The sequence below is a fragment of the Pseudomonas citrullilanati genome (assembly GCF_030580855.1).
Lineage (GTDB): Bacteria > Pseudomonadota > Gammaproteobacteria > Pseudomonadales > Pseudomonadaceae > Aquipseudomonas > Aquipseudomonas citrulli.
In genome coordinates this window covers 1-22,751 of record NZ_JAUQOP010000042.1, presented here as the reverse complement: position 1 = coordinate 22,751, position 22,751 = coordinate 1, and the positions used below count along the sequence as shown (strand labels likewise).

At 64.2% G+C, this 22,751-nt stretch carries 20 protein-coding genes, 1 pseudogene and 1 riboswitch; of the genes and pseudogenes, 14 read left to right on the top strand and 7 right to left on the bottom strand.

The features are described 5' to 3' along the window. Position 1 precedes the first annotated feature (1 nt). The 3 genes and pseudogenes from Q6A48_RS21720 to Q6A48_RS21710 all read left to right on the top strand — a co-directional run bounded on the left by Q6A48_RS21720 (position 2) and on the right by Q6A48_RS21710 (position 2,413). The gene (locus Q6A48_RS21720; RefSeq protein ID WP_304556280.1) at positions 2-958 is read left to right on the top strand and encodes a glycosyltransferase family protein; all 957 of its coding nucleotides are present in this window, start codon (positions 2-4) and stop codon (positions 956-958) included. A 30-nt stretch (positions 959-988) separates the two neighbouring features. Beyond that, a pseudogene (locus tag Q6A48_RS21715) lies at positions 989-1,261 on the top strand (glycosyltransferase family 2 protein); the annotation flags it as partial. 48 nt (positions 1,262-1,309) lie between these two features. Then, positions 1,310-2,413 carry a glycosyltransferase gene (locus Q6A48_RS21710; RefSeq protein ID WP_304556279.1) on the top strand — a complete coding sequence of 368 codons (1,104 nt, stop codon included), beginning with the start codon at positions 1,310-1,312 and terminating at the stop codon, positions 2,411-2,413. Here Q6A48_RS21710 and Q6A48_RS21705 read toward each other — a convergent pair. Next, positions 2,399-3,004 (bottom strand): BUD32 family EKC/KEOPS complex subunit, encoded by a 606-nt coding sequence (locus tag Q6A48_RS21705; protein WP_304556278.1) that lies wholly within the window; start codon positions 3,002-3,004, stop codon positions 2,399-2,401. The two genes, Q6A48_RS21710 and Q6A48_RS21705, sit on opposite strands and share 15 nt — an antisense overlap. A 107-nt stretch (positions 3,005-3,111) precedes the next feature. On the opposite strand from Q6A48_RS21705, the gene Q6A48_RS21700 reads away from it, so the two are divergent. From Q6A48_RS21700 to hldE, 4 genes are all read left to right on the top strand, one after another. Then, positions 3,112-4,284, top strand: a complete 1,173-nt coding sequence (locus Q6A48_RS21700) for an O-antigen ligase family protein (protein ID WP_304556277.1) — start codon at positions 3,112-3,114, stop codon at positions 4,282-4,284. Positions 4,285-4,299: 15 nt separating this feature from the next. Then, positions 4,300-6,105, top strand: coding sequence for a lipid A export permease/ATP-binding protein MsbA (gene msbA, locus Q6A48_RS21695; RefSeq protein ID WP_304556276.1), 1,806 nt, complete (start codon positions 4,300-4,302; stop codon positions 6,103-6,105). A 52-nt stretch (positions 6,106-6,157) separates the two neighbouring features. After that, on the top strand, positions 6,158-6,757 hold the full coding sequence (cysC, locus tag Q6A48_RS21690; RefSeq protein WP_304556293.1) for an adenylyl-sulfate kinase: 600 nt from the start codon (positions 6,158-6,160) through the stop codon (positions 6,755-6,757). Between the two features lie 139 nt (positions 6,758-6,896). Further along, entirely contained in the window at positions 6,897-8,318 is a 1,422-nt protein-coding gene (gene hldE, locus Q6A48_RS21685) for a bifunctional D-glycero-beta-D-manno-heptose-7-phosphate kinase/D-glycero-beta-D-manno-heptose 1-phosphate adenylyltransferase HldE (protein ID WP_304556275.1), read from the top strand. A gap of 137 nt (positions 8,319-8,455) precedes the next feature. Here the strand turns inward: hldE and Q6A48_RS21680 are convergent, their stop codons facing one another. The 4 genes from Q6A48_RS21680 to Q6A48_RS21665 all read right to left on the bottom strand — a co-directional run bounded on the left by Q6A48_RS21680 (position 8,456) and on the right by Q6A48_RS21665 (position 11,859). Further along, positions 8,456-9,421, bottom strand: a complete 966-nt coding sequence (locus Q6A48_RS21680) for a metal ABC transporter ATPase (RefSeq protein WP_304556274.1) — start codon at positions 9,419-9,421, stop codon at positions 8,456-8,458. A 33-nt stretch (positions 9,422-9,454) separates the two neighbouring features. Next, positions 9,455-10,267 (bottom strand): aldo/keto reductase, encoded by an 813-nt coding sequence (locus Q6A48_RS21675; RefSeq protein ID WP_304556273.1) that lies wholly within the window; start codon positions 10,265-10,267, stop codon positions 9,455-9,457. Next, positions 10,264-11,439 carry an NAD(P)/FAD-dependent oxidoreductase gene (locus Q6A48_RS21670; RefSeq protein ID WP_304556272.1) on the bottom strand — a complete coding sequence of 392 codons (1,176 nt, stop codon included), beginning with the start codon at positions 11,437-11,439 and terminating at the stop codon, positions 10,264-10,266. Before Q6A48_RS21670 ends, Q6A48_RS21675 begins: the two co-directional genes overlap by 4 nt. 87 nt (positions 11,440-11,526) lie before the next feature. Then, positions 11,527-11,859 (bottom strand): DMT family transporter, encoded by a 333-nt coding sequence (locus Q6A48_RS21665; protein ID WP_304556271.1) that lies wholly within the window; start codon positions 11,857-11,859, stop codon positions 11,527-11,529. Positions 11,860-11,960: 101 nt separating this feature from the next. On the opposite strand from Q6A48_RS21665, the gene Q6A48_RS21660 reads away from it, so the two are divergent. Both Q6A48_RS21660 and waaA read left to right on the top strand, forming a co-directional pair. After that, a complete protein-coding gene (locus Q6A48_RS21660) occupies positions 11,961-12,851 on the top strand; it encodes a LysR family transcriptional regulator (protein WP_304556270.1) in 891 nt (296 codons plus the stop codon). Between the two features lie 22 nt (positions 12,852-12,873). Next, on the top strand, positions 12,874-14,148 hold the full coding sequence (gene waaA, locus Q6A48_RS21655) for a lipid IV(A) 3-deoxy-D-manno-octulosonic acid transferase (RefSeq protein ID WP_304556269.1): 1,275 nt from the start codon (positions 12,874-12,876) through the stop codon (positions 14,146-14,148). A 193-nt stretch (positions 14,149-14,341) separates the two neighbouring features. On the opposite strand, the gene Q6A48_RS21650 is transcribed toward waaA, so the two are convergent. Continuing rightward, positions 14,342-15,781 (bottom strand): TolC family outer membrane protein, encoded by a 1,440-nt coding sequence (locus Q6A48_RS21650; RefSeq protein ID WP_304556268.1) that lies wholly within the window; start codon positions 15,779-15,781, stop codon positions 14,342-14,344. Between the two features lie 157 nt (positions 15,782-15,938). Continuing rightward, positions 15,939-16,044, top strand: a riboswitch (TPP riboswitch). 161 nt (positions 16,045-16,205) lie between these two features. Between Q6A48_RS21650 and thiC the strand changes: the two genes are divergently transcribed. Further along, the gene (gene thiC, locus Q6A48_RS21645) at positions 16,206-18,095 is read left to right on the top strand and encodes a phosphomethylpyrimidine synthase ThiC (RefSeq protein WP_304556267.1); all 1,890 of its coding nucleotides are present in this window, start codon (positions 16,206-16,208) and stop codon (positions 18,093-18,095) included. 172 nt (positions 18,096-18,267) lie between these two features. Then, entirely contained in the window at positions 18,268-19,560 is a 1,293-nt protein-coding gene (gene cytX, locus Q6A48_RS21640; protein WP_304556266.1) for a putative hydroxymethylpyrimidine transporter CytX, read from the top strand. Here the strand turns inward: cytX and Q6A48_RS21635 are convergent. Further along, the gene (locus Q6A48_RS21635) at positions 19,529-20,275 is read right to left on the bottom strand and encodes a DUF3298 domain-containing protein (RefSeq protein WP_304556265.1); all 747 of its coding nucleotides are present in this window, start codon (positions 20,273-20,275) and stop codon (positions 19,529-19,531) included. The genes cytX and Q6A48_RS21635 overlap by 32 nt on opposite strands. A gap of 213 nt (positions 20,276-20,488) precedes the next feature. Between Q6A48_RS21635 and Q6A48_RS21630 the strand changes: the two genes are divergently transcribed. From Q6A48_RS21630 to cpdA, 3 genes are all read left to right on the top strand, one after another. Next, positions 20,489-21,106: an NUDIX domain-containing protein gene (locus Q6A48_RS21630; RefSeq protein WP_304556264.1), complete on the top strand. Its 618-nt coding sequence runs from the start codon at positions 20,489-20,491 to the stop codon at positions 21,104-21,106. Further along, a complete protein-coding gene (locus Q6A48_RS21625; protein ID WP_304556263.1) occupies positions 21,097-21,549 on the top strand; it encodes a DUF1249 domain-containing protein in 453 nt (150 codons plus the stop codon). The genes Q6A48_RS21630 and Q6A48_RS21625 overlap by 10 nt, the downstream gene beginning before the upstream one ends. Positions 21,550-21,654: 105 nt before the next feature. Then, complete coding sequence (gene cpdA, locus Q6A48_RS21620; protein WP_304556262.1) at positions 21,655-22,470, top strand: 3',5'-cyclic-AMP phosphodiesterase; 816 nt, start codon at positions 21,655-21,657, stop codon at positions 22,468-22,470. Positions 22,471-22,751: the final 281 nt, after the last annotated feature.

The following is a 22,751-nucleotide window of genomic DNA, read 5'->3' as shown; positions in this document are numbered from 1 at the left end:
GATGAAAGTTCTATTTCTGGTGCAGAAAGAGCAGCGGGCCATCCTGGACCGACTCTACGAAGGCGTTGCCGCTCACTGCGAATGCGACCTGCGCTGGCTCGACAGCCAGGAGCAGCGCAACCTGCGCAAATATTTCCGCGATCACGTGGAGGTATCGCGGTATGACCGGATCGTGTTTTTCCTGCGCTTCAAGCAGGAGATCCGCCAGGTCGGCTTCATCCGTACCATCCCCAACCTGGTGATCCTCGAGCACGACGCCTACCAGAACTACATCCCCTGCAAATACACCGGCAAGTTCAGCGCGCATTACCGGCGACTGCCCTGGGTGCGGGTGATCAGCTCCGGCTTCGTGGTCACCGAACGCCTGCGTGGCGAAGGCTTCGACGCGGTGTTCGTGCCCAAGGGCTACGATCAGGCGTTGCTGCAGGACCGGGGGCGGGAGCGGGATATCGAGCTGGCCTTCGTCGGCAGTACCAACAGCGTGGCCTATAGCGGTCGCAAGGCGCTGCTCGACGAGTTGGGACGTGTCGAGCCGTTGGTGGTGACCCGGACCAAATCCGGCGAGGAGTACTGCGAGACCCTCAATCGCATCCGCTTTTTCGTCAGTGCCGATGTCGGCATGGGCGAGTTCATGATCAAGAACTTCGAGGCCATGGCCTGTGGTTGCGTGCTGCTGGCCTTTGACCAGGGAGCCGACGAGGCGCGCGCGCTGGGATTGCAAGACATGCACAACGTGGTGTTCTACCGGGACATCCCGCAACTCCAGGAAAAGCTCGCCCGCCTGCGCGCCGACCCGGAGTTGGCGCGCAGTGTGGCGCGCAACGGCCAGCAATTGGCGGTGGAGCAATTCAGTTTCTCCCGCATCGGCCAGAAAATCGTTGAAACAATGGCACCGCCCCTGCGGCCTCGTGCGCCTTTGAGCATGCTGGCAAGATGGCGCCTGCGACTGGGCATTTGACAGTGACGTTCCTGTCATGTGTTTCGGGGCTCCCTTCTTCCTGGCTTGTGTAGGATGAAGAATCGAAACCGCGCCGCCTTTGCCGACTTCGTCGGCGAAAAAGCCCCGCCACTTCGCTATGCTCAGCTGAACTTGACGGCGGTCGTGCTGGAAGGGGATGCTGTTTTACACACTGGATTCGGGGTTCACATGGAAGTGCCCGCGGAGCGTCAATGCAAGGCACATCGCCAGCGCCGCGAGCAAATCAAGCTGTCCCTGGTTCTCTTGCTCGGAGTCTGCATTGGCTGGCTTATCAATTACTGAACGCTGCAAAGCTCGAATACCGGTCCGTGAAAAAAGGTTTCCGGCTCGATGAGCATTATCAATGTCATGTGGGCGGGCGGCGCGCCGTTCGCTTCGGTACACAAGGTCCATCATCAGATCCTTTCGCGAATGGAGTCGCCGATGCCTGTCAAGACGTGGCTCTTGCAGGGCTCGGCAGCGGCTTGCCAGGTCGATGTAGGCCCGGCGCGTGAATGGAAGCTGACGTCTGCGCGACTCAAGGGGCGTCATATCTGGCGCCTGTTCAAACCCCTGATGCACAGCCGGTTCCGCCAGGCATTGCTCGACAGCGATGCCCGTGTGGTGCTGCTCGACGGTGTGGGCGTGGCCCGGGCGTTGTTGCCGGTTCTCAAGGACATGCCGCAGATTCGTGTGGTGGTGATCTTCCACGGTGCGACGCGCCTCAGCGTCAAGGCTCGTGAGCTGCTGCGCGGGTTCCCGGTTTCCCGCCTGACCTTGGCGGCGGTCTCTGAAACCCTGGCGACGTCGCTCCAGCAAACGTTGAACATCCCGGTGACTGCCCTGCGCAGCGCCTTCGACCCGATCGCCTTCCGCTCCGCGCTCCTGTCCCGTGAAGAAGCCCGTGCCCGACTGGGGTTGCCGGATGCCGGCGGACGGGTATTCGGTGCGGTGGGACGGTTGGTGAGCAAAAAAGGCTTCGCCAGCCTGCTGGAGGCGTTCGGCCGGGCGGCCGCCGATCATCCGGACTGGCGCCTGGTCATCGTGGGCGAAGGCCCCCGGCGCCATGCGCTGCAAGCGCGGATGGCCCAGCCGGACCTGGCTGGCAAGGTCTTGCTGACCGGGCACCTGGAGGATGTCGCCAGGCTCTACAAGGCCTTTGATTGGGTGCTGATCCCGTCCCTGGACGAGGGCCTCGGCCTGATTCTCCAGGAGGCGGTCCTGGCCGGCACTCCGGTCCTGGCCAGCGAACTGGCCGTTTTCCGCGAGCAACTGGGCGACACCGGCTGGTACGCGCCGATCAACGACGAAGGTGGTTGGAGCGAGGCCATCACCCGGGCCGCGCAGGTCCCGGTCGATACGGTCGCCAAGGCCCAATACCAGGCCCTGGCGCCGGAGGAGGCCTGGCTGAGTTTCAGCCAGACCGCCCGGCAACTGATCTCAGGCGGCCAATAAGGCGCTCTCCAACGCTTGCATGGGAAAGCTCCCGTTCAGGTTTTCACGGGCAATATAGCGTGCGAAATGCTGCAAGTTGCGCCGTGCCAGGTAGCGTGGCAACGGCGAGCGCAGGAAGCGCATGTCGGCGACGTCGATCAATCCCAACTGGTTTTCCGGTGTAACGACAATGTTGCCCAGGTGCAGCGAGCGGAAGTAGATGCCGCTGGCGTGCAGGCTGCGGATCAACTCGATCAGCGCCGGCAGGGCCTGGTGCCAGTTGAAGTTTTCCTGGTTCGACAGTTGCCGCAGGGTTTTGCCCGGCAAGGGGCGGTACAGCACGGCCGTCATGCCGGGCTTGTCCAGGGTGTAGGCGGCCAGCACCTGGAGTGTCGGCACGCCGAGTTTCTGCAGGCGGACGGCGTTATCGATGAATCGCGTTGAATACGGCCGTAGAAGAGCCGAAGAAAAAAGCCGCTTGCGGCGGAACAATTTGAGAATATTCCCATCCTGCAGCAGATAGACTTTCGGGCCGTAGCTGTCGGCCTCCAGAATGCTGGCGCCTTCAATCAATTGATTCAAAGCGGCTTGGGGAAGCCGTGAGGATTGCATCGTAGGGAAACCTTGTTGATAGAACCGGTGCCGTGGCGGGCCATGATGCCCAAAAGTTCACGTTTTAACCATGCCGGCTTGGCCGGCAGACCGTTTAGGAGCGATAGATGCAAACAACACGTTGGGCACAGGGATGGATGGCCCTTGGCTTGTTATGGTTCTTGCTGGCGATAGCCTTGGCACCGACCAACAAAGTCTATCAGCAAGGGTTGGTCGCATTCGTCTGGTTGCCGGCGATCGCCTTCGCTTGGCCGGCCCGTCATCGGTTGGTGGAGTTGTGGCGCGCACAGCGCCTGATTTGCACCGCGTTGCTGGCGCTGATGGCGTGGGCGCTGATCAGCCTGTCCTGGGCCGAAGCGGCAGAACCGGTCCGGGAAATCAAGCGGCTACTCTATATCCTGGTGTTCCTGCTGTTCTTCCCGATCCTTGCCGACGGCCGGCCCGAGCGTGTGATGCGTCTCATGCAGTGGGGAGGCTTGGGGCTCGCGCTGACGGCCTTGATGGCCATCGTCCAGTTCTACGGGATCAAACACAATCCATGGCAGGAGCGCCTGGAAGGGTTGGGGGAGTTGTCCCACCCGATCCTGGGGGGCTACGTGATCGGCTTGGCGGCAGTCTGGATGCTCCATTGGATGCCACGGCGTATCGGGCTGCAGGTGGTATGGGCGGTGGCCCTGGCGCTGCTCGGGGTGTTCGTGGTGATGAGCCAGAGCCGGGGCGCGGCGCTGGCGTTGCTGCTCAGTGTGCTGGCCATGCCGATCTACTGCCGAGACCAGCGCACCCGGGTGATCGCCGCGACGACCCTGGTGCTGGCGATGTTCACCTTCTGGCTGCTCGAACCCCTGGTGATGGCGCGCGGCGCTTCCTATCGACCCGAGATCCTGGTGTCGAGCCTGCACATGATCGCCGAACACCCATGGAGCGGAATCGGGGCAGGTGGGGATTATCGGGTGCTCAGCAATGGCATGACCTTCGATCACGCCCATAACCTGTTCAGCCACATCGCTATCCTGCTCGGCCTGCCCGGGTTGCTGCTGTGGTGCATCGTCTGGTTCGCCGTGCTGCGCGAAGCCTGGCGGGCCCGGGACAGCCTGCTGGGCCGGGGTGTACTCGGCATGTGGGTATTTTCGTTCCTGGCGATGCAATTCGATGCCTCAAGCCTCACCGGAACCCCGCGCGCCGAATGGTTCATCAGCTGGCTGCCGATCGGCCTGGCGGGCGTTTTGACCTGGGCGCGGGCCAATTCCGGCGGCTGTGATAAAATTCCGCGTTCTTCCTAACCAGTGAGCTCGACGATGAGTGACGCACCGCCCAAAGCGGAACAGGATTCCAGCCTGAAGATCTATTTTCGGTTGCTGGGATACGTCAAACCCTACGCGGGCATTTTCCTGCTGAGTATCGTGGGTTTCGTGATATTTGCTTCCACCCAGCCCATGCTGGCCGGGATCCTCAAGTATTTTGTCGACGGCTTGAGCAACCCCGATGCGGTGCTCTTTCCCAACGTGCCCTACCTCAGGGACTTGAAGCTGCTGATGGCGGTACCGCTGCTGATCATCCTGATCGCGGCCTGGCAGGGCCTGGGGTCGTTCCTGGGCAACTACTACCTGGCCAGGGTCTCCCTGGGGCTGGTACATGACCTGCGGGTCGAGTTGTTCAACAAGCTGCTGGTCTTGCCCAACCGCTATTTCGACACCCATAACTCCGGTCACCTGATCTCCCGCATCACGTTCAACGTGACGATGGTCACCGGTGCCGCCACCGATGCCATCAAGGTGGTGATTCGCGAAGGCCTCACCGTGGTGTTTCTCTTCGCCTACCTCGTCTGGATGAACTGGAAGCTGACGCTGGTGATGCTGGCGATCCTGCCGCTGATCGCGGTCATGGTCAGCAGCACCAGCAAGAAATTTCGCAAGCAAAGCAAGAAGATCCAGGTGGCCATGGGCGACGTGACCCACGTCGCGTCCGAGACCATCCAGGGCTATCGCGTGGTGCGCAGCTTTGGTGGCGAGGCCTACGAGGAAGAGCGCTTTGCCCGCGCCAGCCAGGGCAATACCGATAAACAGTTGCGCATGACGCGCACCGGCGCGGTCTACACGCCGATGCTGCAACTGGTGATCTACACCGCCATGGCGGCCCTGATGTTCCTGGTGCTGTTCCTGCGTGGCGAAGCGACGGCGGGCGACCTGGTGGCCTACATCACCGCCGCCGGCTTGTTGCCCAAGCCGATTCGCCAGCTCTCGGAAGTCAGCTCCACCATCCAGAAGGGCGTGGCCGGCGCCGAGAGCATCTTCGAGCAACTGGACGTCGAGCCGGAAGTCGATTCCGGTACGGTCGAGCAGGAGCGCGTCAGCGGTCGCCTGGACGTGCGCAACCTGAGCTTCACCTACCCCGGTGCCGACCGTGAGGTGCTCAAGGACATCAGCTTCACCGCCGCTCCCGGGCAGATGATCGCGCTGGTGGGGCGTTCGGGCAGCGGCAAGTCGACCCTGGCGAGCCTGATCCCGCGCTTCTACCACCACGAGGTCGGCCAGATCCTGCTCGACGACGTGGAAATCGAAGACTATCGCCTGCGCAACCTGCGCCGTCATGTCGCCCAGGTGACCCAGCACGTCACGCTGTTCAATGACACGGTGGCCAACAACATCGCCTACGGTGACCTGGCCGGCGCGCCTCGGGCGGACATCGAAAAGGCCGCCGAGGACGCCTACGCCATGGACTTCATTGCCCAGTTGCCGAACGGCCTGGACACCGAAGTGGGCGAAAACGGCGTGCTGCTTTCCGGTGGCCAGCGCCAGCGCCTGGCGATTGCCCGGGCACTGCTGAAGAATGCCCCGCTGCTGATCCTCGACGAGGCCACCTCGGCGCTGGACACCGAGTCTGAACGGCACATCCAGGCCGCGCTGGACCAGGTCATGAAAGGCCGCACGACCCTGGTCATCGCGCATCGGCTGTCGACCATCGAGAAAGCCGACATGATCCTGGTGATGGACCAGGGCCGGATCGTCGAGCGGGGCACCCACGGTGAGCTGCTGGCCCAGAACGGCTACTACGCGCGCCTTCACGCCATGGGGCTGGACGCTCCGGTCCACAATATCGCCTGATCTCCCGGGCCTGCGTGCGACCATGATCATGGGATGCTCGGTTATGAAGCAAATGTCAAAGGAAGGGCAGTCGCCAGTGCAGGCACATCCTCATGCACTGGCGCTTACACCCCGGGATCGGGCTGCGATCAAGGCCCAGCGTCCACGCTGCATCTGGTTGACCGGGCTGTCGGGGGCCGGCAAGTCGACGCTGGCCAACGCCCTGGAAGTGCAACTCAACCAGCGAGGCCTGCACACGGCCCTGCTCGACGGCGACAACCTGCGCCAGGGGTTGTGCCGGGGGCTGGGCATGGATGCCGAATCGCGCAAGGAAAATATCCGGCGCATCAGCGAGGTGGCGCGGTTGATGGTCGATGCCGGCCTGATCGTCATCGTCGCGGCCATCTCGCCGTTTCGGGCTGACCGCGAGGCGGCCCGGCAATTGTTCCCGGACGGCACCTTCGTGGAGGTCTACGTCAGCACGCCGCTGGAAGTTTGTGCCGAGCGCGACCCCAAGGGCCTGTACCGCGAAGCGCGCGCCGGGCGAATCAAGCATTTCACCGGGCTCGACAGCCCCTACGAGGCACCGCTCGCGCCGGACTGCCAGATCGATACCAGCGAAGTGGCCCTGGCCGAGGCTTGTGAACGGCTGTCGGCATTGCTGCGGGGCTGATCGGGCGGGCCCGGGGGCATATCGCTTCTCCTGGTAGGGCAGAGGCCGGCTGGTGAAGGTGGTGGCACACAGCCATGAATCAGCCTTCACCACCCTGTGCTAATATCGCGCCCCTGTTCATTTTGTATGTGGGATCTCCATGAAGTTGTCCATGCCGCGATTCGATCAAGCCCCTGTATTGGTGGTCGGCGATGTCATGCTCGACCGCTACTGGCATGGCGGTACCTCACGGATTTCCCCCGAGGCACCGGTACCGGTGGTGAAGGTCGAGAACATCGAGGACCGTCCCGGTGGCGCCGCCAACGTGGCCCTGAACATCGCCGCCCTCGGCGCGCCGGCTTCCCTGGTGGGCGTGACCGGCGACGATGAGGCCGCCGACAGCCTGACCAACAGCCTCAAGGGCGCAGGTGTGCGGGCGATCTTCCAGCGCGTTGCGCACCAGCCGACCATCGTCAAGCTGCGGGTCATGAGCCGTCACCAGCAACTGCTGCGTATCGACTTCGAAGAACCGTTTTCCACCGATCCCCTGGCCCTTGGCGGGGAGGTCGAGAAGCTGCTCGAAGGGGTCAAGGTGCTGGTGTTGTCGGACTACGGCAAAGGTGCGTTGAAAAACCACCAGGTGCTGATCCAGGCCGCCCGTGCCCGTGGTATTCCGGTCCTGGCCGATCCCAAGGGCAAGGATTTCTCCATCTACCGTGGCGCCAGCCTGATCACGCCGAACCTCAGCGAGTTCGAAACCATCGTCGGCGGCTGCGTCGATGAGCACGAGCTGGTGAGCAAGGGCGCCCAGTTGATGCAGGACCTCGACCTCGGCGCCCTGCTGGTGACCCGTGGCGAGCACGGCATGACCCTGCTGCGCCCCGATCATCCGGCGTTGCACCTGCCCGCCCGGGCTCGCGAAGTGTTCGACGTGACGGGGGCCGGCGACACGGTCATCTCCACCCTGGCCGCCGCCATCGCCGCGGGCGAGGAACTGCCCCATGCGGTGGCCCTGGCGAACCTGGCGGCTGGCATCGTGGTTGGCAAGCTGGGTACGGCGGCCATCAGTGCCCCGGAGTTGCGGCGTGCCATCCAGCGTGAGGAAGGCTCCGAGCGCGGTGTGCTGGGCCTGGAACAACTGCTGCTGGCAGTCGACGACGCCCGCGCCCACAACGAAACCATCGTCTTTACCAATGGCTGCTTCGACATTCTCCACGCGGGCCATGTGACCTACCTGGAACAAGCCAGGGCCCAGGGCGACCGGCTGATCGTCGCGGTCAATGACGATGCCTCCGTGAGCCGTCTCAAGGGGCCGGGTCGGCCGATCAACAGCGTCGACCGGCGCATGGCGGTCCTGGCCGGCCTCGGCGCGGTGGACTGGGTGATCAGCTTCAGCGAAGGCACGCCGGAGAACCTGCTGCGCCAGGTCAAGCCGGATGTGCTGGTCAAGGGCGGTGACTACGGGATCGACCAGGTCGTGGGCGCGGACATCGTTGCGGCCTATGGCGGCACCGTGAAGGTGCTGGGGCTGGTGGAGAACAGCTCGACGACGGCGATCGTGGAGAAGATCCGCAACCACTGAACCTTGCCCAGCGACATCCGGCAAGGCGGAACCTGTGGGAGCGAGCCCGCTCGCGATGGCGTCGGATCAGCCAGCTTGTACCTGGCCGACACACCACTATCGCGAGCGGGCTCGCTCCCACAGGGCTTTAGGGTTAGCTAACGGGCCGCCTTGCGTGGCACGATCTTCTTCAGCAGTTGCCGGGCCTTGCCCTTGAGTCGGGTCAGCCCCGATTCCTTGCCCGGAGGCGCCAACCCTTGCTGGCGCAGCCAGTCCTTCCAGCGAATCCGCTCGTCACGCACCAGCCAGCCGTCTTGCTTGGCGAAACTTTCCGCCAGGTACAGCCCGCGCGTGCTCGCCGGGTACAACTGGTCTTTCTTCAAGGTGTACAGCTCCGGCAGCGGTTGCCCGTCCTGCAGCGGCATCAGGTAGAGGTCGGGTCGCTTGCGGTCCAGGCGCGCCACCAGTTGATCGCCCTCCAGGCGTTCGTCGACGTGGAACAGGCTCAGGGACTTGGCTTCCCTGGGCACGTCCAGGCGCAAGTCATAGATCAACTGCAGGGACGCCGTGGGCAGGTGCACGTAGGCCCGTGGCCGTTCGATCAATTGCAGGTTGCCATTGCGCACCGGCCTCGCCGAGCCCGACAGCGGCGTCAGGCGGAACGGCAGGGCCTCGCGGTAGTGCAGGGCGCTGGCGTAGGGGGCCGGCAGCCAGGTGTCGTTGAAGCGCCCGCCGAGCCAGCCCTCCGGGGTCTCCAGCAGGCATTCCTCGGCGATCTCACTGATGGCGGTGAGCAGCGGCAGGTTCAGTTCATGGGCCGGGACGTAGCCGGAAATCAACTTGAGCACCACATCGCCACGGTCTTGCCGGCGTTGGCGCACCAGCACCCAGTAATCGCGATTCTGCCAATGCAGGGTCAGGCGCACCGAGACGCCGAGGTTGGCCAGCTCCAGGGAAAAACGCTCGGCGTCGGCCACGGTCACAGGGCGGCGGCGCTGCAGGGTCTGGGCGAAATTCAGCGGCATGCCGACGCTCTGGTAAGCCAGGCCTTCGGGGGTCGCTTCGACGAAGAGAGGCAGGGTCTTGAAGTTGCTTGGGTTCTTGCGGATGAGCGTACGCGGCATGTCGACTCCTTCTTCATGCCGCGTCAAGCGGCGTCAGTTCTCACGCAGGACCCTGGCGACGGTCGCGACGTTGTGGGCGAGGTGCAGCGGATTGATGGTGCCGACAATAGCACTGGCGACCCCGGGACGTTCAAACAACAGTTCGAAACTGGCCCGCACCGGGTCCACCCCAGGGCCCAGGCAGGCGTGACCGCTGGCCAGGGCTTTCTTGACCAGGATCGCCTTGCCGTGGGCGGCGGCGTAGTCAATGACCGCCTTCTCGTGACGTTCGTTCAGATTGTAGGTGACCATGGCGCAATCGCCTTGCTCCAGCGCTTTCAAGCCGCCTTCGACGGTTTTGCCGGAAAAGCCGAAGCCGCCGATCTTGCCTTCGCGCTTGAGTGCCGAAAGGGTCGGGTAGACCTCGCTGTCGTCGAGGATCGCCAGGTCATTGCCGTCGGAGTGCACCAGCACCAGGTCGATGTAGTCGGTTTCCAGGCGCTTGAGGCTGCGTTCCACCGAGCGTCGGGTATGGGCGGCGCTGAAGTCGTGGCGCGATAGGCCGTCGCTGAATTCCTCGCCGACCTTGCTGACGATCACCCAATCCTGGCGCTGGCCGCGCAGCAGCGGGCCGAGGCGTTCTTCGCTGCGGCCGTAGGCCGGCGCGGTGTCGATCAGGTTGATGCCCAGGTCCCGCGCCAACTTGAGCAACATGCGCGCCTGCTCGTCGTCGGGGATCTGGAAACCGTTGGGGTATTTGACGCCCTGGTCGCGGCCCAGCTTGACCGTGCCCAGGCCCAGTGGCGAGACCTGTGGGCCGTTATGGCCCAGTGGCCGGTAGAGGTCGTGCAGGGTCGGTTGGCTCATGGCAGCAGTTGCTCCCAGGCTGGGACGCCCATGGGCGGTTTCGGCAGGTCCGGCAAGGGCGCCGGGTGACTCGGCTGGATGCCGTCGCGTTGCAGCGCGCCGATCACCCGGTCAGCGAAGTCCGGCGCCAGGGCCAGTTTGGTCGGCCAGCCCACCAGCAGGCGATCCTGCTCGGCGAGGAAGGCGTTGTCCGGACGGGTCAGGCCCGACTGCAACGGTTCGGCGCGATCGACCCGCAGGGTCGCCCAGCGTGCGGTGCCGAGATCGATCCAGGGCAGCAATTGGCCAAGCTCCTTCTGGGCGGCTGCGATTTGCGCCGCCGGCTCGCGGGCCACGCCGTCGCCTTCGGCGAGGTCGCCCCCCAGGTACCAGACCCATTGGCCGTCGGCGGCCGGGTGGGTGGTCACGGTGACGCGCGGCTTCGGTCCACCGCCCAGGCAGTGGGCGTAGAGCGGCTTGAGGCTTGGCCCCTTGACCAGGACCATGTGCAACGGCCGGCGCTGCATGGCCGGCTGGTCCAAGCCCAGGGTGCGGAGCAGGTCGGCAGTGCCGCCGCCAGCGCTGAGGACAATGCGCTGGGCGCGGATCTCGCGCTCGTCCACCTTCAGGCCCACCAGTTCGCCCCCTTCACGCAGCGGTTCGATGTGCTGCCCGGCCAGCAAGCCGTCGCCGGCCAGTTCTGCCAGGCGCGCGATCAGGCTGGGAACGTCCACCACCAGTTCGGCCAGGCGATAGACCTTGCCCTTGAAGCGCTTGTCTTGCAGGGCGGGCGGCAACTGCTCACCCTTGACCTGGTCGACCCGCCCGCGCACGGCCTTGCTGGCGAAGAAGCTGGTGAGGTTGCCGGCGAGGGTGCCGGGGGACCAGAGGTAATGGGCGTCCGATAGCATGCGCACGCCGGACAGGTCCAGCTCGCCTTCGCCCTTGAGGGCTTCGCGCCAGCGCCGTGGCATGTCGGCGATGGCTTCCGAGGCGCCGGTCAGGGCACCGTGCAGCGCGTACTTGGCGCCGCCGTGGATGATGCCCTGGGATTTGACGCTCTGCCCGCCGCCGAGGCTGGCGCTCTCCACCAGCACGGTCGAAAAGCCCTGCCGGCGCAGGCGCGCATTCAGCCAGAGGCCGGCGACTCCGGCGCCGACAATCAGAACGTCGGTGGAAATAACGGATGGCATGCAGCGACCTCGGGAGAAATGAAGCCGCAAGTTTCAAGCTTCAAGCTGCAAGATACAAGCGAGAGGATGTCGCCCCGGCCTGCCGCTTCAGTGCCCCGCGGTCTTGGAAAACAGCTGGATCACGACAACCCCCAGCACGATCAGCGCCATTCCCAGCATCGCCGGCACGTCCAGCTTCTGCCCGTAGAGGAACAGCGCCGCCACGCTGACCATGACGATGCCCATCCCGGCCCACACCGCATACGCCACGCCCACCGGGACCGTGCGCACCACCAGGGTCAACATCCAGAAGGCGATGCCGTAGCCGGCGATCACCAGGATCAAGGGCAGGGGCGTGCTCAGGCCTTTCACCGCTTTCATCGAAACGGTGGCGATCACTTCCGCGCAGATGGCGATTGCCAGGTAGTAGTAGGCGTTCATGGGCAGTCCTCGGTGAAGTTGCGTCGTTCGATGGCGCCATTCTAGAACCTGGGCAGATGCGGTAAAGTCATTACCTATCTGTATTCGAGATAGGTTGCGCCATGGCTGTGCAGTGGAATTTGGAGCAATTGCGCCTGTTCGTCGCGGTCGCCGAGCAGCGCTCGTTCTCCTCCGTGGCGCGGGACCAACGCAAGGCCCAGTCGGCCATCAGCAGCGCGATTGCCTGGCTGGAAACCGACCTGGGGGTGAGCCTGTTCGAGCGCAGCAGCGGTCGCCAACCGACGCTCACCGAGGCCGGCGAGGCGTTGCTGGAGGAGGCTCGGGAAGTCCTGCGCCAATGCGAGCGCCTCAACGGCCGGGCGCTGGCGCTGATGCGCGGCGAGGAAGCCTCCCTGCGCCTGGCCCAGGACGAGGCCATGCCTTATCAACCGGTCATCGACAGCCTGGCGGCGTTGGCCGAGCGATTCCCCACTCTTGAAGTGCAACTGGCCAGCGCCGCTCAGGGCGATGTGGCGCGCAAGCTGGTGGAGCGTCGCGCCGACCTCGGCTTGTTGTTCTACCACGACCAGATTCCCGAAGCCCTGGAGCGCCGCGTGCTGGGCAGTGTCGAGATGGTCACGGTGTGCGGCAGGGGGCATCCGCTGGCCAGCCACGATTACGTATCCTGCCGGGACATGGCCCGGCATCGGCAATTGCTGATGGCGACCCAGTCCAGCGTCTACCCCGGCAGTGAGCAAGCCAGCCCGCAAGTCTGGCGCGCCGACAGCTTCTACGTATTGGCCGAATGGCTGAGAAGCGGCCTGGGCTGGGCCTGGTTGCCACGGCACGTGGTGCAATACCCGGCTTACCTGGGTGACATGGTGGAACTCAACAGCGAATGGACCCCGCCGGCCCTGGTGGTGGAGCTGGTCTGGCGCCGCGACGAGCCCCTGGGGCCGGCCGCTCGCTGGCTGGCGGAACGTTTTGCCGTGCAGTTGCAGGCGATCGGTTGAAAAACCGATAAACTCCGCCGCCATGAACAGAACTCTCTATAGCGCATTGTTTTATCTGGGGCTGCCACTGGTGGCGATTCGGCTGTGGTTGCGGGCACGCAAGGCGCCGGCGTATGCCCGGCGCATCGGTGAACGATTTTCCCGGGGGTTGCCGGCCATGGCGCCGGGCGGTATCTGGGTGCATGCCGTCTCGGTGGGCGAGAGCATCGCCGCCGCACCGATGATCCGCGCCTTGCTGCACCGTTATCCACAGTTGCCGATCACGGTCACCTGCATGACCCCCACCGGGTCGGAGCGGATCCAGGCCTTGTTCGCCAACGAGCCGCGCATCCAGCATTGCTACCTGCCGTACGACTTGCCGTGCGCCGCCCGCCGTTTCCTCGACCGGGTGCGCCCGTGCCTGGCGGTGATCATGGAAACCGAGTTGTGGCCCAATCATATTCACCAGTGCGCCCGCCGGGGGATTCCGGTGGCCCTGGCGAACGCCCGATTGTCGGAGCGCTCGGCCCGAGGCTATGCGCGCTTCCCCGGGCTCACCCGGCCGATGCTCGCCGAGATGAGCCTGTTCGCCGTCCAGACCGAAGCCGAGGCCGAGCGTTTTCGTCAACTGGGCGCCCGGGCGGAGACCGTCGAGGTCACCGGCTCGATCAAGTTCGACCTGACGATCGACCCGCAGTTGCTGGAGAACGCCAACGCCCTGCGGCGCCAGTGGCAGGCCATGGAGCGTCCGGTGTGGATCGCCGCCAGCACCCACGAAGGGGAAGACGAGGTGGTACTCGACGCCCATCGGCGGTTGCTCGACAGTTACCCCGATGCGTTGCTGATCCTGGTGCCGCGCCATCCCGAGCGTTTCGACGCCGTGCACCAGCTCTGCGAAAGCCGGGGCTTCGCTACTGTCCGGCGCTCCAGCGCGCAACCGATCACCGGCCAGGCGTCGGTATTGCTCGGCGACACCATGGGCGAGTTGCTGTTTCTCTATGCGTTGGCCGACAGCGCGTTTGTCGGCGGCAGCCTGGTGGCCAATGGTGGACATAACCTGCTTGAGCCGGCGGCGCTGGCGAAACCGGTCCTCAGCGGCCCGCACCTGTTCAATTTCTTCGAAATCGCCGCCCAACTGCGCAGCGCCGGGGCGCTTCAGGAAGTCGAAGATGCCGAAAGCCTGGCCCTGGCGGTCCAGCGCCTGTTCGAACTGCCCCGGGATGCCCAGCGCATGGCCGAGGCAGGGCTTGCGGTGATGCGCAGCAATCAAGGCGCATTGCAGCGGTTGCTGGATGGGTTGGGGCGGTTGATTGACTGATCGCGAGCAGATCGCCTGCTATGAGCGGGCGCATGCTTTTGTGGCGAGGGGATTTATCCCCGCTGGGCTGCGCAGCAGCCCCAAAACCTGGTTGTACGGTGTGTCAGGCGGTTTGAATTGGGGGTGCTTCGCACCCCAGCGGGGATAAATCCCCTCGCCACAAGGGTTAGTCGTCGCCAGTGGGATCGGTGTGTTATTGCGTCGGCCGTGAACGCAACTGCTGCGCCGCCGCCTGCGCCAGGTCCGGCGGCAGGAAGTCCTTGTCCGGGTTGTAGTCGGGCTTGAGGTAGCGCGACAGGTCCTGCAGGTCGGCCGGGCTCAAGGTGCCGGCGGCCTGCTTGAGGCGCAGGTTGTCGAGGATGTAGTCGTAGCGGGCGTTGTTGTAGTTGCGCACCGAGGTGTACAGCTGGCGCTGGGCGTCCAGCACGTCGACGATGTTGCGCGTACCCACCTGGTAGCCGATCTCCGTGGCTTCCACCGCGCTCTGGTTGGAAATGATCGACTGGCGCCGCGCCTGGACCTGTTCCACGTCGGTGTTCACCGCGCGGTGCAGGTTGCGGGTGTTTTCCACCACCTGCCGCCGCAGGCCTTCGCGCTGCTGTTCGGTCTGGGTCAGTTGCGAGTAGGACTCGCGCACCTGGGAGCTGGTCAAGCCGCCGCTGTAGATCGGGATGTTCAACTGCAACGCCAGGGTGCGCTGCTCGACGTCACCCCCGTACGGTTGGCCAAACGCATTCGGGTTGCTGAAGCCCAAGGCATCGTTGTCGCCTTTTTCATACTTCGCCACGGCGTCCAGGGTCGGTGCGTGGCCGGCCTTGCGCTGGCGCAACGTGTCTTCGGCGGCGGTGACCGCATAGTTGCTGGCCAGCAGGTTGAGGTTCTGCTTGGCCGCGGTGTCGACCCAGGCCTTGGCGTCGTTCGGCGCCGGCGGCAGGATCGGCAGCGTGTGGACGATGCCCTGGATCGAGTTGTACTGGCGGTTGGTCAGGGTGATCAGCGCTTCGAAGGCGTCGTCGACCTGGCGCTGGGCGAGGATCCGGTTGGCCCGCGCGGTGTCGTAGCTGGCCTGGGACTGCAAGACATCGGTCTTGTCAGACAGGCCCACGTCGAAGCGTTCGTTGGACTGGTCCAGTTGGCGCTTGAAGGCGGCTTCCTCGGCCTTGGTCGAGGCCAGGTTGTCCTGGCTGCGCAGCACGTTGAAATAGCTCTCGGCGCTTTGCAGGATCATGTTCTGCTCGGTGGCCGACAATTGCAGCGACGCCTGTTCGTTCACCGATTTGGCGGCCTGGAACTGGAACCAGCGATCGGCACGGAACAGCGGCTGGGACAGGGTGGCCTGGTACGAGCGGGCGCTGCGGGTGGCGACGGCGGCCGGCTGGTCGATGTCGGTGCGCACGTTGGCCACTTCGGCACCACCGGACAGGTTGGGCAGCAGCCCGGCCCGCGCCTGGGGCACCACTTCTTTCTGCGCGCCATACTGGGCACGGGCGGCGGCCAGGTCGGCGTTGTTGTCCACCGCTTCCTGATACACGCTCACCAGATCGGTTTTGGTGGTCAAGGGCGCTTCGGCGGCCCAGGCCATTCCATTGGACGCACAAGACACGGCAAGGGCCAGTGAGAGTTTGCGCAGCATGAGGCGATCCCTATTTCACGGATGAGTAGCGCACAAGAGAGGCGCGGCGTAGCGAGTGTAGTTGCGCCCGCGCACGGCAACAATCCTGTATATGCGCCATTCATCACGGCTTTTGCCCAGGTGATGGCATTCCCGGGGAGTTGTGTCTAGACTGGCCGGGTTCTTGTCGGGGTGCCTTGCTATGAGGCTGAGATCGAATAATTTCGGATCCCGTTGAACCTGATCAGGTTAACGCCTGCGTAGGGAACAAGATTTCTCGTCACCCGGCGAGTCCTCTTGTGCTTCGTCCGGGATCCTGTTCGACCATCGAACAGCCTCGTGCAGCAAGCACAGCATCCGCACCCTGGTGCAGGATCGCGTCCATTCGCTACAGGTTCGCTCCGACAAAAATCCACTGCCTGGATGTGTGTCTGGAGAGCCCGTGATGACGACAAAATCAAAAAACGCGACCAACCTCAGTGAATCGGCCCAGGTCGATCAGCAATCGGTCCAGCCCTTTACCCGCTCGCAAAAAATCTACGTCCAGGGCAGCCGCCCGGATATCCGCGTGCCCATGCGCGAGATCAGCCTCGACGTGACCCCCACCGACTTCGGCGGCGAGATCAATGCGCCGGTGACGGTGTACGACACCTCGGGCCCCTACACCGACCCGAACGTGATCATCGACGTGCGCAAGGGCCTGGCCGACGTGCGCTCGCCGTGGATCGAGGCCCGTGGCGACACCGAGCGCCTGGCCGGCCTGAGTTCCAACTTCGGCCAGCAGCGCCTGGCCGATCCCGAGCTGACCCAACTGCGTTTCGCCCACGTCAACAACCCGCGCCGCGCCAAGCCGGGCGCCAACGTCAGCCAGATGCACTACGCGCGCAAAGGCATCATCACCGCCGAGATGGAATACGTCGCCATCCGCGAAAACATGAAGCTGGAAGTGGCCCGCGCCGCCGGCCTGCTGGAGCAGCAACACGCCGGCCACAGCTTCGGCGCCAGCGTACCGAAAGTCATCACCCCGGAATTCGTGCGTGACGAAATCGCCCGTGGCCGCGCGATCATCCCGGCCAACATCAACCACACCGAACTGGAACCGATGATCATCGGCCGCAACTTCCTGGTGAAGATCAACGGCAACATCGGCAACAGCGCGCTGGGTTCGTCCATCGAAGAAGAAGTGGCGAAGCTGACCTGGGGCATTCGCTGGGGCTCGGACACGGTGATGGACCTGTCCACCGGCAAGCACATCCATGAAACCCGCGAGTGGATCATCCGCAATTCGCCAGTGCCGATCGGCACCGTGCCGATCTACCAGGCCCTGGAAAAAGTCGGCGGCGTGGCCGAGGACCTGACCTGGGAGCTGTTCCGCGACACGTTGATCGAGCAGGCTGAGCAGGGCGTCGACTACTTCACCATCCATGCCGGCGTGCTGCTGCGCTATGTGCCGCTGACCGCCAAGCGCGTCACCGGCATCGTCAGCCGTGGCGGTTCGATCATGGCCAAGTGGTGCCTGGCGCACCACAAGGAAAACTTCCTCTACACCCACTTCGAAGACATCTGCGAAATCATGAAGGCCTACGACGTCAGCTTCTCGCTGGGCGACGGCCTGCGTCCGGGCTCGATTGCCGACGCCAACGACGAAGCGCAGTTCGGCGAGCTGGAAACCCTTGGCGAGCTGACCAAGATCGCCTGGAAGCACGACGTGCAATGCATGATCGAAGGCCCCGGCCACGTGCCCATGCAGTTGATCAAGGAAAACATGGACAAGCAGCTCGAGTGCTGCGACGAGGCGCCGTTCTACACCCTCGGCCCGCTGACCACCGACATCGCGCCGGGCTACGACCACATCACCTCCGGCATCGGTGCGGCGATGATCGGCTGGTTCGGTTGCGCCATGCTCTGCTACGTCACGCCGAAGGAACACCTGGGCTTGCCGAACAAGGATGACGTCAAGACCGGCATCATCACCTACAAGATCGCCGCCCATGCGGCCGACCTGGCCAAGGGGCACCCGGGCGCGCAGATCCGTGACAACGCCTTGAGCAAGGCGCGGTTCGAGTTCCGCTGGGAAGACCAGTTCAACCTCGGCCTCGACCCGGACACTGCCCGCTCGTACCACGACGAAACCCTGCCGAAGGACTCGGCCAAGGTCGCGCATTTCTGCTCGATGTGCGGGCCGAAGTTCTGCTCGATGAAAATCACCCAGGAGGTCCGTGAGTACGCGGCCAACCAGCGCATTGAAGCGGTGGACGTGGAGGTTGCCCAAGGGATGGCGGAGCAGGCCGAGCGGTTCAAGCAGGAAGGTAGTCAGCTTTACAAGAAAGTGTGAACTGGGCTGAGGGCGGCGGTGTGTTCACCGTCGCCATCGCGAGCAAGCTCGCTCCCACAGGGGATCTGTTGCGAACACAAAATCTGTGTGCGCCGGTGATCCATTGTGGGAGCGAGCTTGCTCGCGAAAGCGATTTGTCAGAACAACAAATATCCCTTCGAGATAACAACCCTTGAACACCCAACCCAGTACCTATTCCCCCGATATCGCCGTCCCCACTGACAAACGCGTCTTCGGCGCCCGCGATCTCTTCTCCCTGTGGTTCTCCCTCGGCATCGGCCTGATGGTCTTGCAGGTCGGGGCCTTGCTGGCGCCGGGCCTGGGCCTGAGCGGCGCGTTGCTGGCGATTTTCCTCGGCACGCTGGTGGGCGTCTTGCTGCTGGCGGCCGTCGGCGTGATCGGCAGCGACACCGGCCTGTCGGCCATGGCCGCCCTCAAGCTCAGCCTCGGCAGCCAGGGCGCGAGCGTGCCGGCGCTGTTGAACCTGTTGCAGTTGGTGGGCTGGGGCTCGTTCGAAATCATCGTCATGCGTGACGCGGCCAGCCTGCTGGGCGCCCGGGCCTTCAGCGAAGGCAGCCTGGGGGCGAATCCGTTGCTGTGGACCTTGTTCTTCGGCGCCCTGGCCACCTTGCTCGCCGTGAGCGGGCCGCTGACGTTCGTGCGCAAGGTCCTGCGCAAATGGGGCATCTGGTTGCTGCTGGCGGCGTGCAGTTGGCTGACCTGGAACCTGTTCGCCAAGGCCGACCTGGCGGCGCTGTGGGCCCAGGCCGGCGACGGCTCGATGCCGCTGGCCGTGGGGTTCGACATCGCGATCGCCATGCCGCTGTCGTGGCTGCCGCTGATCGCCGACTACTCACGCTTCGGCAAGCGGGCGCGGAACGTCTTCGGCGGCACCGCACTGGGCTTCTTCATCGGCAACTTCTGGCTGATGAGCCTGGGCGTTGCCTACACCCTGGCGTTCGCCCCGAGCGGTGAGGTCAATGCGCTGTTGCTGGCGCTGGCAGGCGCGGGACTGGGCATTCCATTGCTGCTGATCCTGCTGGACGAATCGGAAAACGCCTTCGCCGACATCCACTCGGCAGCGGTGTCCAGCGGTTTGCTGTCGGGGCTGAAGGTCGAGCACCTGGCCCTGGCGATTGGCGTCATCTGCACCTTGATCGCCTGCTTCGCGCCCTTGGCGCAGTACCAGAATTTCCTGTTGCTGATCGGCTCGGTGTTCGCGCCGTTGTTCGGCGTGGTGCTGGTGGACCACTTCATCCTGCGCAAGCGTGGCAGCCAAGTGGCGTCGGCCGCGTTGCGCTGGCCGGCCCTGTTGGCCTGGCTGGGCGGGGTGAGCACTTATCACTTGCTGGCCAACCTCTACCCCGACGTCGGCGCGACCCTGCCGGCGCTGGTCCTGGCAGGGTTGCTGCAACTGCTGCTGGGCCGGGCGTTCAGCTACGGCCCGGGAACAGCTCGGGCTTGAGGATGCCGTTGAGGCGCGGGTAAGCGATCTTCAGTTCGATGTGGCCCAGGGCGTAAGGCGCGATGGTGCTGGTTTCGTACTTGAGGATCACCCCGCCGTAGGTCAGGGCGATGTGCGGGGTCTTCTGGAAGGACCACTGCTTCAGGAAGTCCGGTTCCTGATCCAGCTTGGTGCTGATCAGCCAGCTGTTGTGGGCGACCTGGGCGGCTTTCCAGAAGGCTTCTTCCTGGCCCGGCAGCAACATGTCCGCCAGGGTCAGCGCCTTGTGCTGCTGGCGCGAGTAGTTGATGAAACCGCGCCCCGGCGTGCCGTGGGCACCGCCGGTGTCCAGGTAGCTCGACAGTTCGACGATCACCAAGCCGTCATGCTGCTCACGTACCTTGGCCTGCAAATAGCTGCTGGTGCGGGGCGCCGCGGTGCGCAGGAACTGTTCGCGGTAGGCGGCCAGCGTGGGCGCCACCGGGGCGTCCGGGGTGGTGCGCGTCATTTGCAGCAGGCGTTTTTCGATGAGCCCGTCCAGGGCCGGCTCGGCCGGGAAGTGCACGGTGTCGATGTTCACCAGGGGGCAATCGGCGCTGGCGCAGCCCGGCTGCAATTGCTCCGAGGCGTCGCGGGTGGTTTCCAGCGGGGTACGGTAGTTGGGTTGGAACAGGCTTTGGCAGGCACCCAGCGTCAGGGCGATGGCGGCCAGCGAGACAATTCTGAAAAGCGACATGGGCGTCCTTCGTGGAACAGGGAAAGGCGAAAAGTTACCCGCTTCGACTGTCAGCAAGGCAATCAGTTCGCCACTAAGCTCATTAGAGTGATTTTGCGCCTGGCCGTCCATCCCGATGACGGGAAAGGGGCTGCATCAAAGGGTACGGGCGCGTTAGGATGGCGCGAAGCCGAGGTTGGAACCTCGTATTGATTACCGCAAGCGAGGACTGACATGACCGATTTCGCCAACACCACGCCGGGCACCGTGGACATCGTCAAGCGCGAGAACTGCTTCCAGGGTTTCTACAAGCTCGATCGCGTCCGCTTGCGCCATGAGTTGTTCGCCGGCGGCATGAGCCGTGAAATCACCCGTGAACTGTTCGTGCGCCATGACGCGGTGTGCGTACTGCCTTACGACCCGCAGCGCGATGAAGTGGTGCTGATCGAACAGTTTCGCGTCGGCGCCATGGACAAGGCCGCCAATCCCTGGCTGGTGGAGCTGGTGGCCGGCCTGATCGACAAGGACGAGCAACCGGAAGAAGTTGCTCATCGCGAAGCGCAGGAGGAAGCTGGGCTGGTCTTCGCGGCGCTGTGGCCGATGACCCGGTATTTCCCCTCGCCGGGCGGCAGCGACGAGTTCGTGCATCTTTTCCTCGGGCGCTGCGACAGCTCGGGGGCTGGCGGCCTGCACGGCCTGGAGGAGGAAGCCGAAGACATCCGCGTAAAAGCCTGGGCGTTCGAGGATGCCCTGCAAGCGGTGCGCGACGGACGTATCTGCAACGCCGCCAGCATCATTGCCCTGCAATGGCTGGCCTTGAACCGCGATGAAGTGAGGGGGCTATGGTCCTGAGCAAACTGCGCGACCGCTATCGCGTCGACCTGGTAGGGCTGCAAGCCGCCTGCGAGGCCAACTATGCCCGCCTGATGCGCCTGTTGCCCGACATGCGCAACGACCCGGCACCCCGGCGCATCGCCGTGACCCATGGCGACCAGATGCTCGGCGTGCTGGCCCTCGAAGTGTTGCAGGCCTGCCCCTACACCACCACCTTGCAGGTGCGCCAGGAGCACAGCCTGCCGTGGCTGCCGGTGCCGCAACTGGAGGTCCAGGTCTATCACGACGCACGCATGGCCGAAGTCGTGAGCGCCGAGCATGCGCGACGCTTTCGCGGCATCTATCCTTACCCCAATGCCTCGATGCACCAGCCGGATGAAAAAGCCCAGTTGAACCTGTTCCTGGGTGAATGGCTGAGTCATTGCCTGGCGCTGGGTCACGAATTCGAAGTGGTTCGCTAGTGCGCTGTCTGTGAACCGGTTCCGGTTCGCGGGTTTCCCCTTTCGATCATCCCCAGCATAATTGCGGCTTCATCCAACGGCGTGAGCGCGCCGGGAGAGAGCGATTTGCCGAGCGTATCCACCCTGACCGCCACCGACCCGGTGTTGCTGGTCCAACTGTCCGACAGCCACCTGTTCGCCGAGGCCGACACCGCGTTGCTGGGCATGAACACCCGCGACAGCCTGCGGGCGGTCATCGACCTGGTGTTGGGCCAGCAACCGAAGATCGACCTGCTGTTGGCCACCGGGGATCTGTCCCAGGACGGCACGCTGCAATCCTACGAGGCATTCCGGCACATGAGTGCGCGGATCGACGCGCCGGCGCGCTGGCTGCCGGGCAATCATGACGAGCCGCAGGTGATGCTCCAGGCGGCGGTCCAGAGCACACTGCTCGATCCGGTGGTGGACATCGGCAACTGGCGCGTGACGATGCTCGACTCCGCCGTGCCGGGGTCGGTGCCGGGCTTTTTGGCCGAGGAGCAATTGATTCTGTTGGCCAATGCGCTGAGCGAGGCGCCGGAGCGGCACCACCTGGTGTGCCTGCATCATCATCCGGTGTCGATTGGCTGTGGGTGGATGGAGCCCATCGGGTTGCGCAATCCTGATGCGTTGTTTGCCGTGCTGGATCGGTTTCCCCAGGTGCGGGCTGTTCTGTGGGGGCATGTGCACCAGGAGGTCGATCAGGTGCGTGAGGGGGTTCGCTTGCTGGCTTCGCCTTCGACTTGCATCCAGTTCGAGCCGGGGAGTGAGGATTTTGCGGTGGGGGGGCAGGCGCCGGGGTATCGGTGGTTGCGGCTTTGGCCGGATGGACGGTTGGAGACGGGGGTTGAGCGGGTGGTGGGGTTTGCGTTTACTCCGGATTATGGTTCCAACGGGTATTGAGTGTTTGGTTTGAGAACCTGTGGGAGCGAGCCTGCTCGCGATGGCGGTTTTGGATTGAGTGCAGATCCATTGCTGCGGTAACGGCGGCTTAGGGTTCCGCTCTTACAGCGGGTTACTTTTGGCAGACGCCCCAAAAGTAACCAAAAGGTCTTTGCGGTATGACTCACCCACATGGGTTACAAATCAGTTCACGCACATAGGTAACAGTTTTTAACTGGCATGGTCGATTTCGCGAGGATCTGACCATGCCCTGGAGAGAGCTGAAACCTATGGACCTCAAA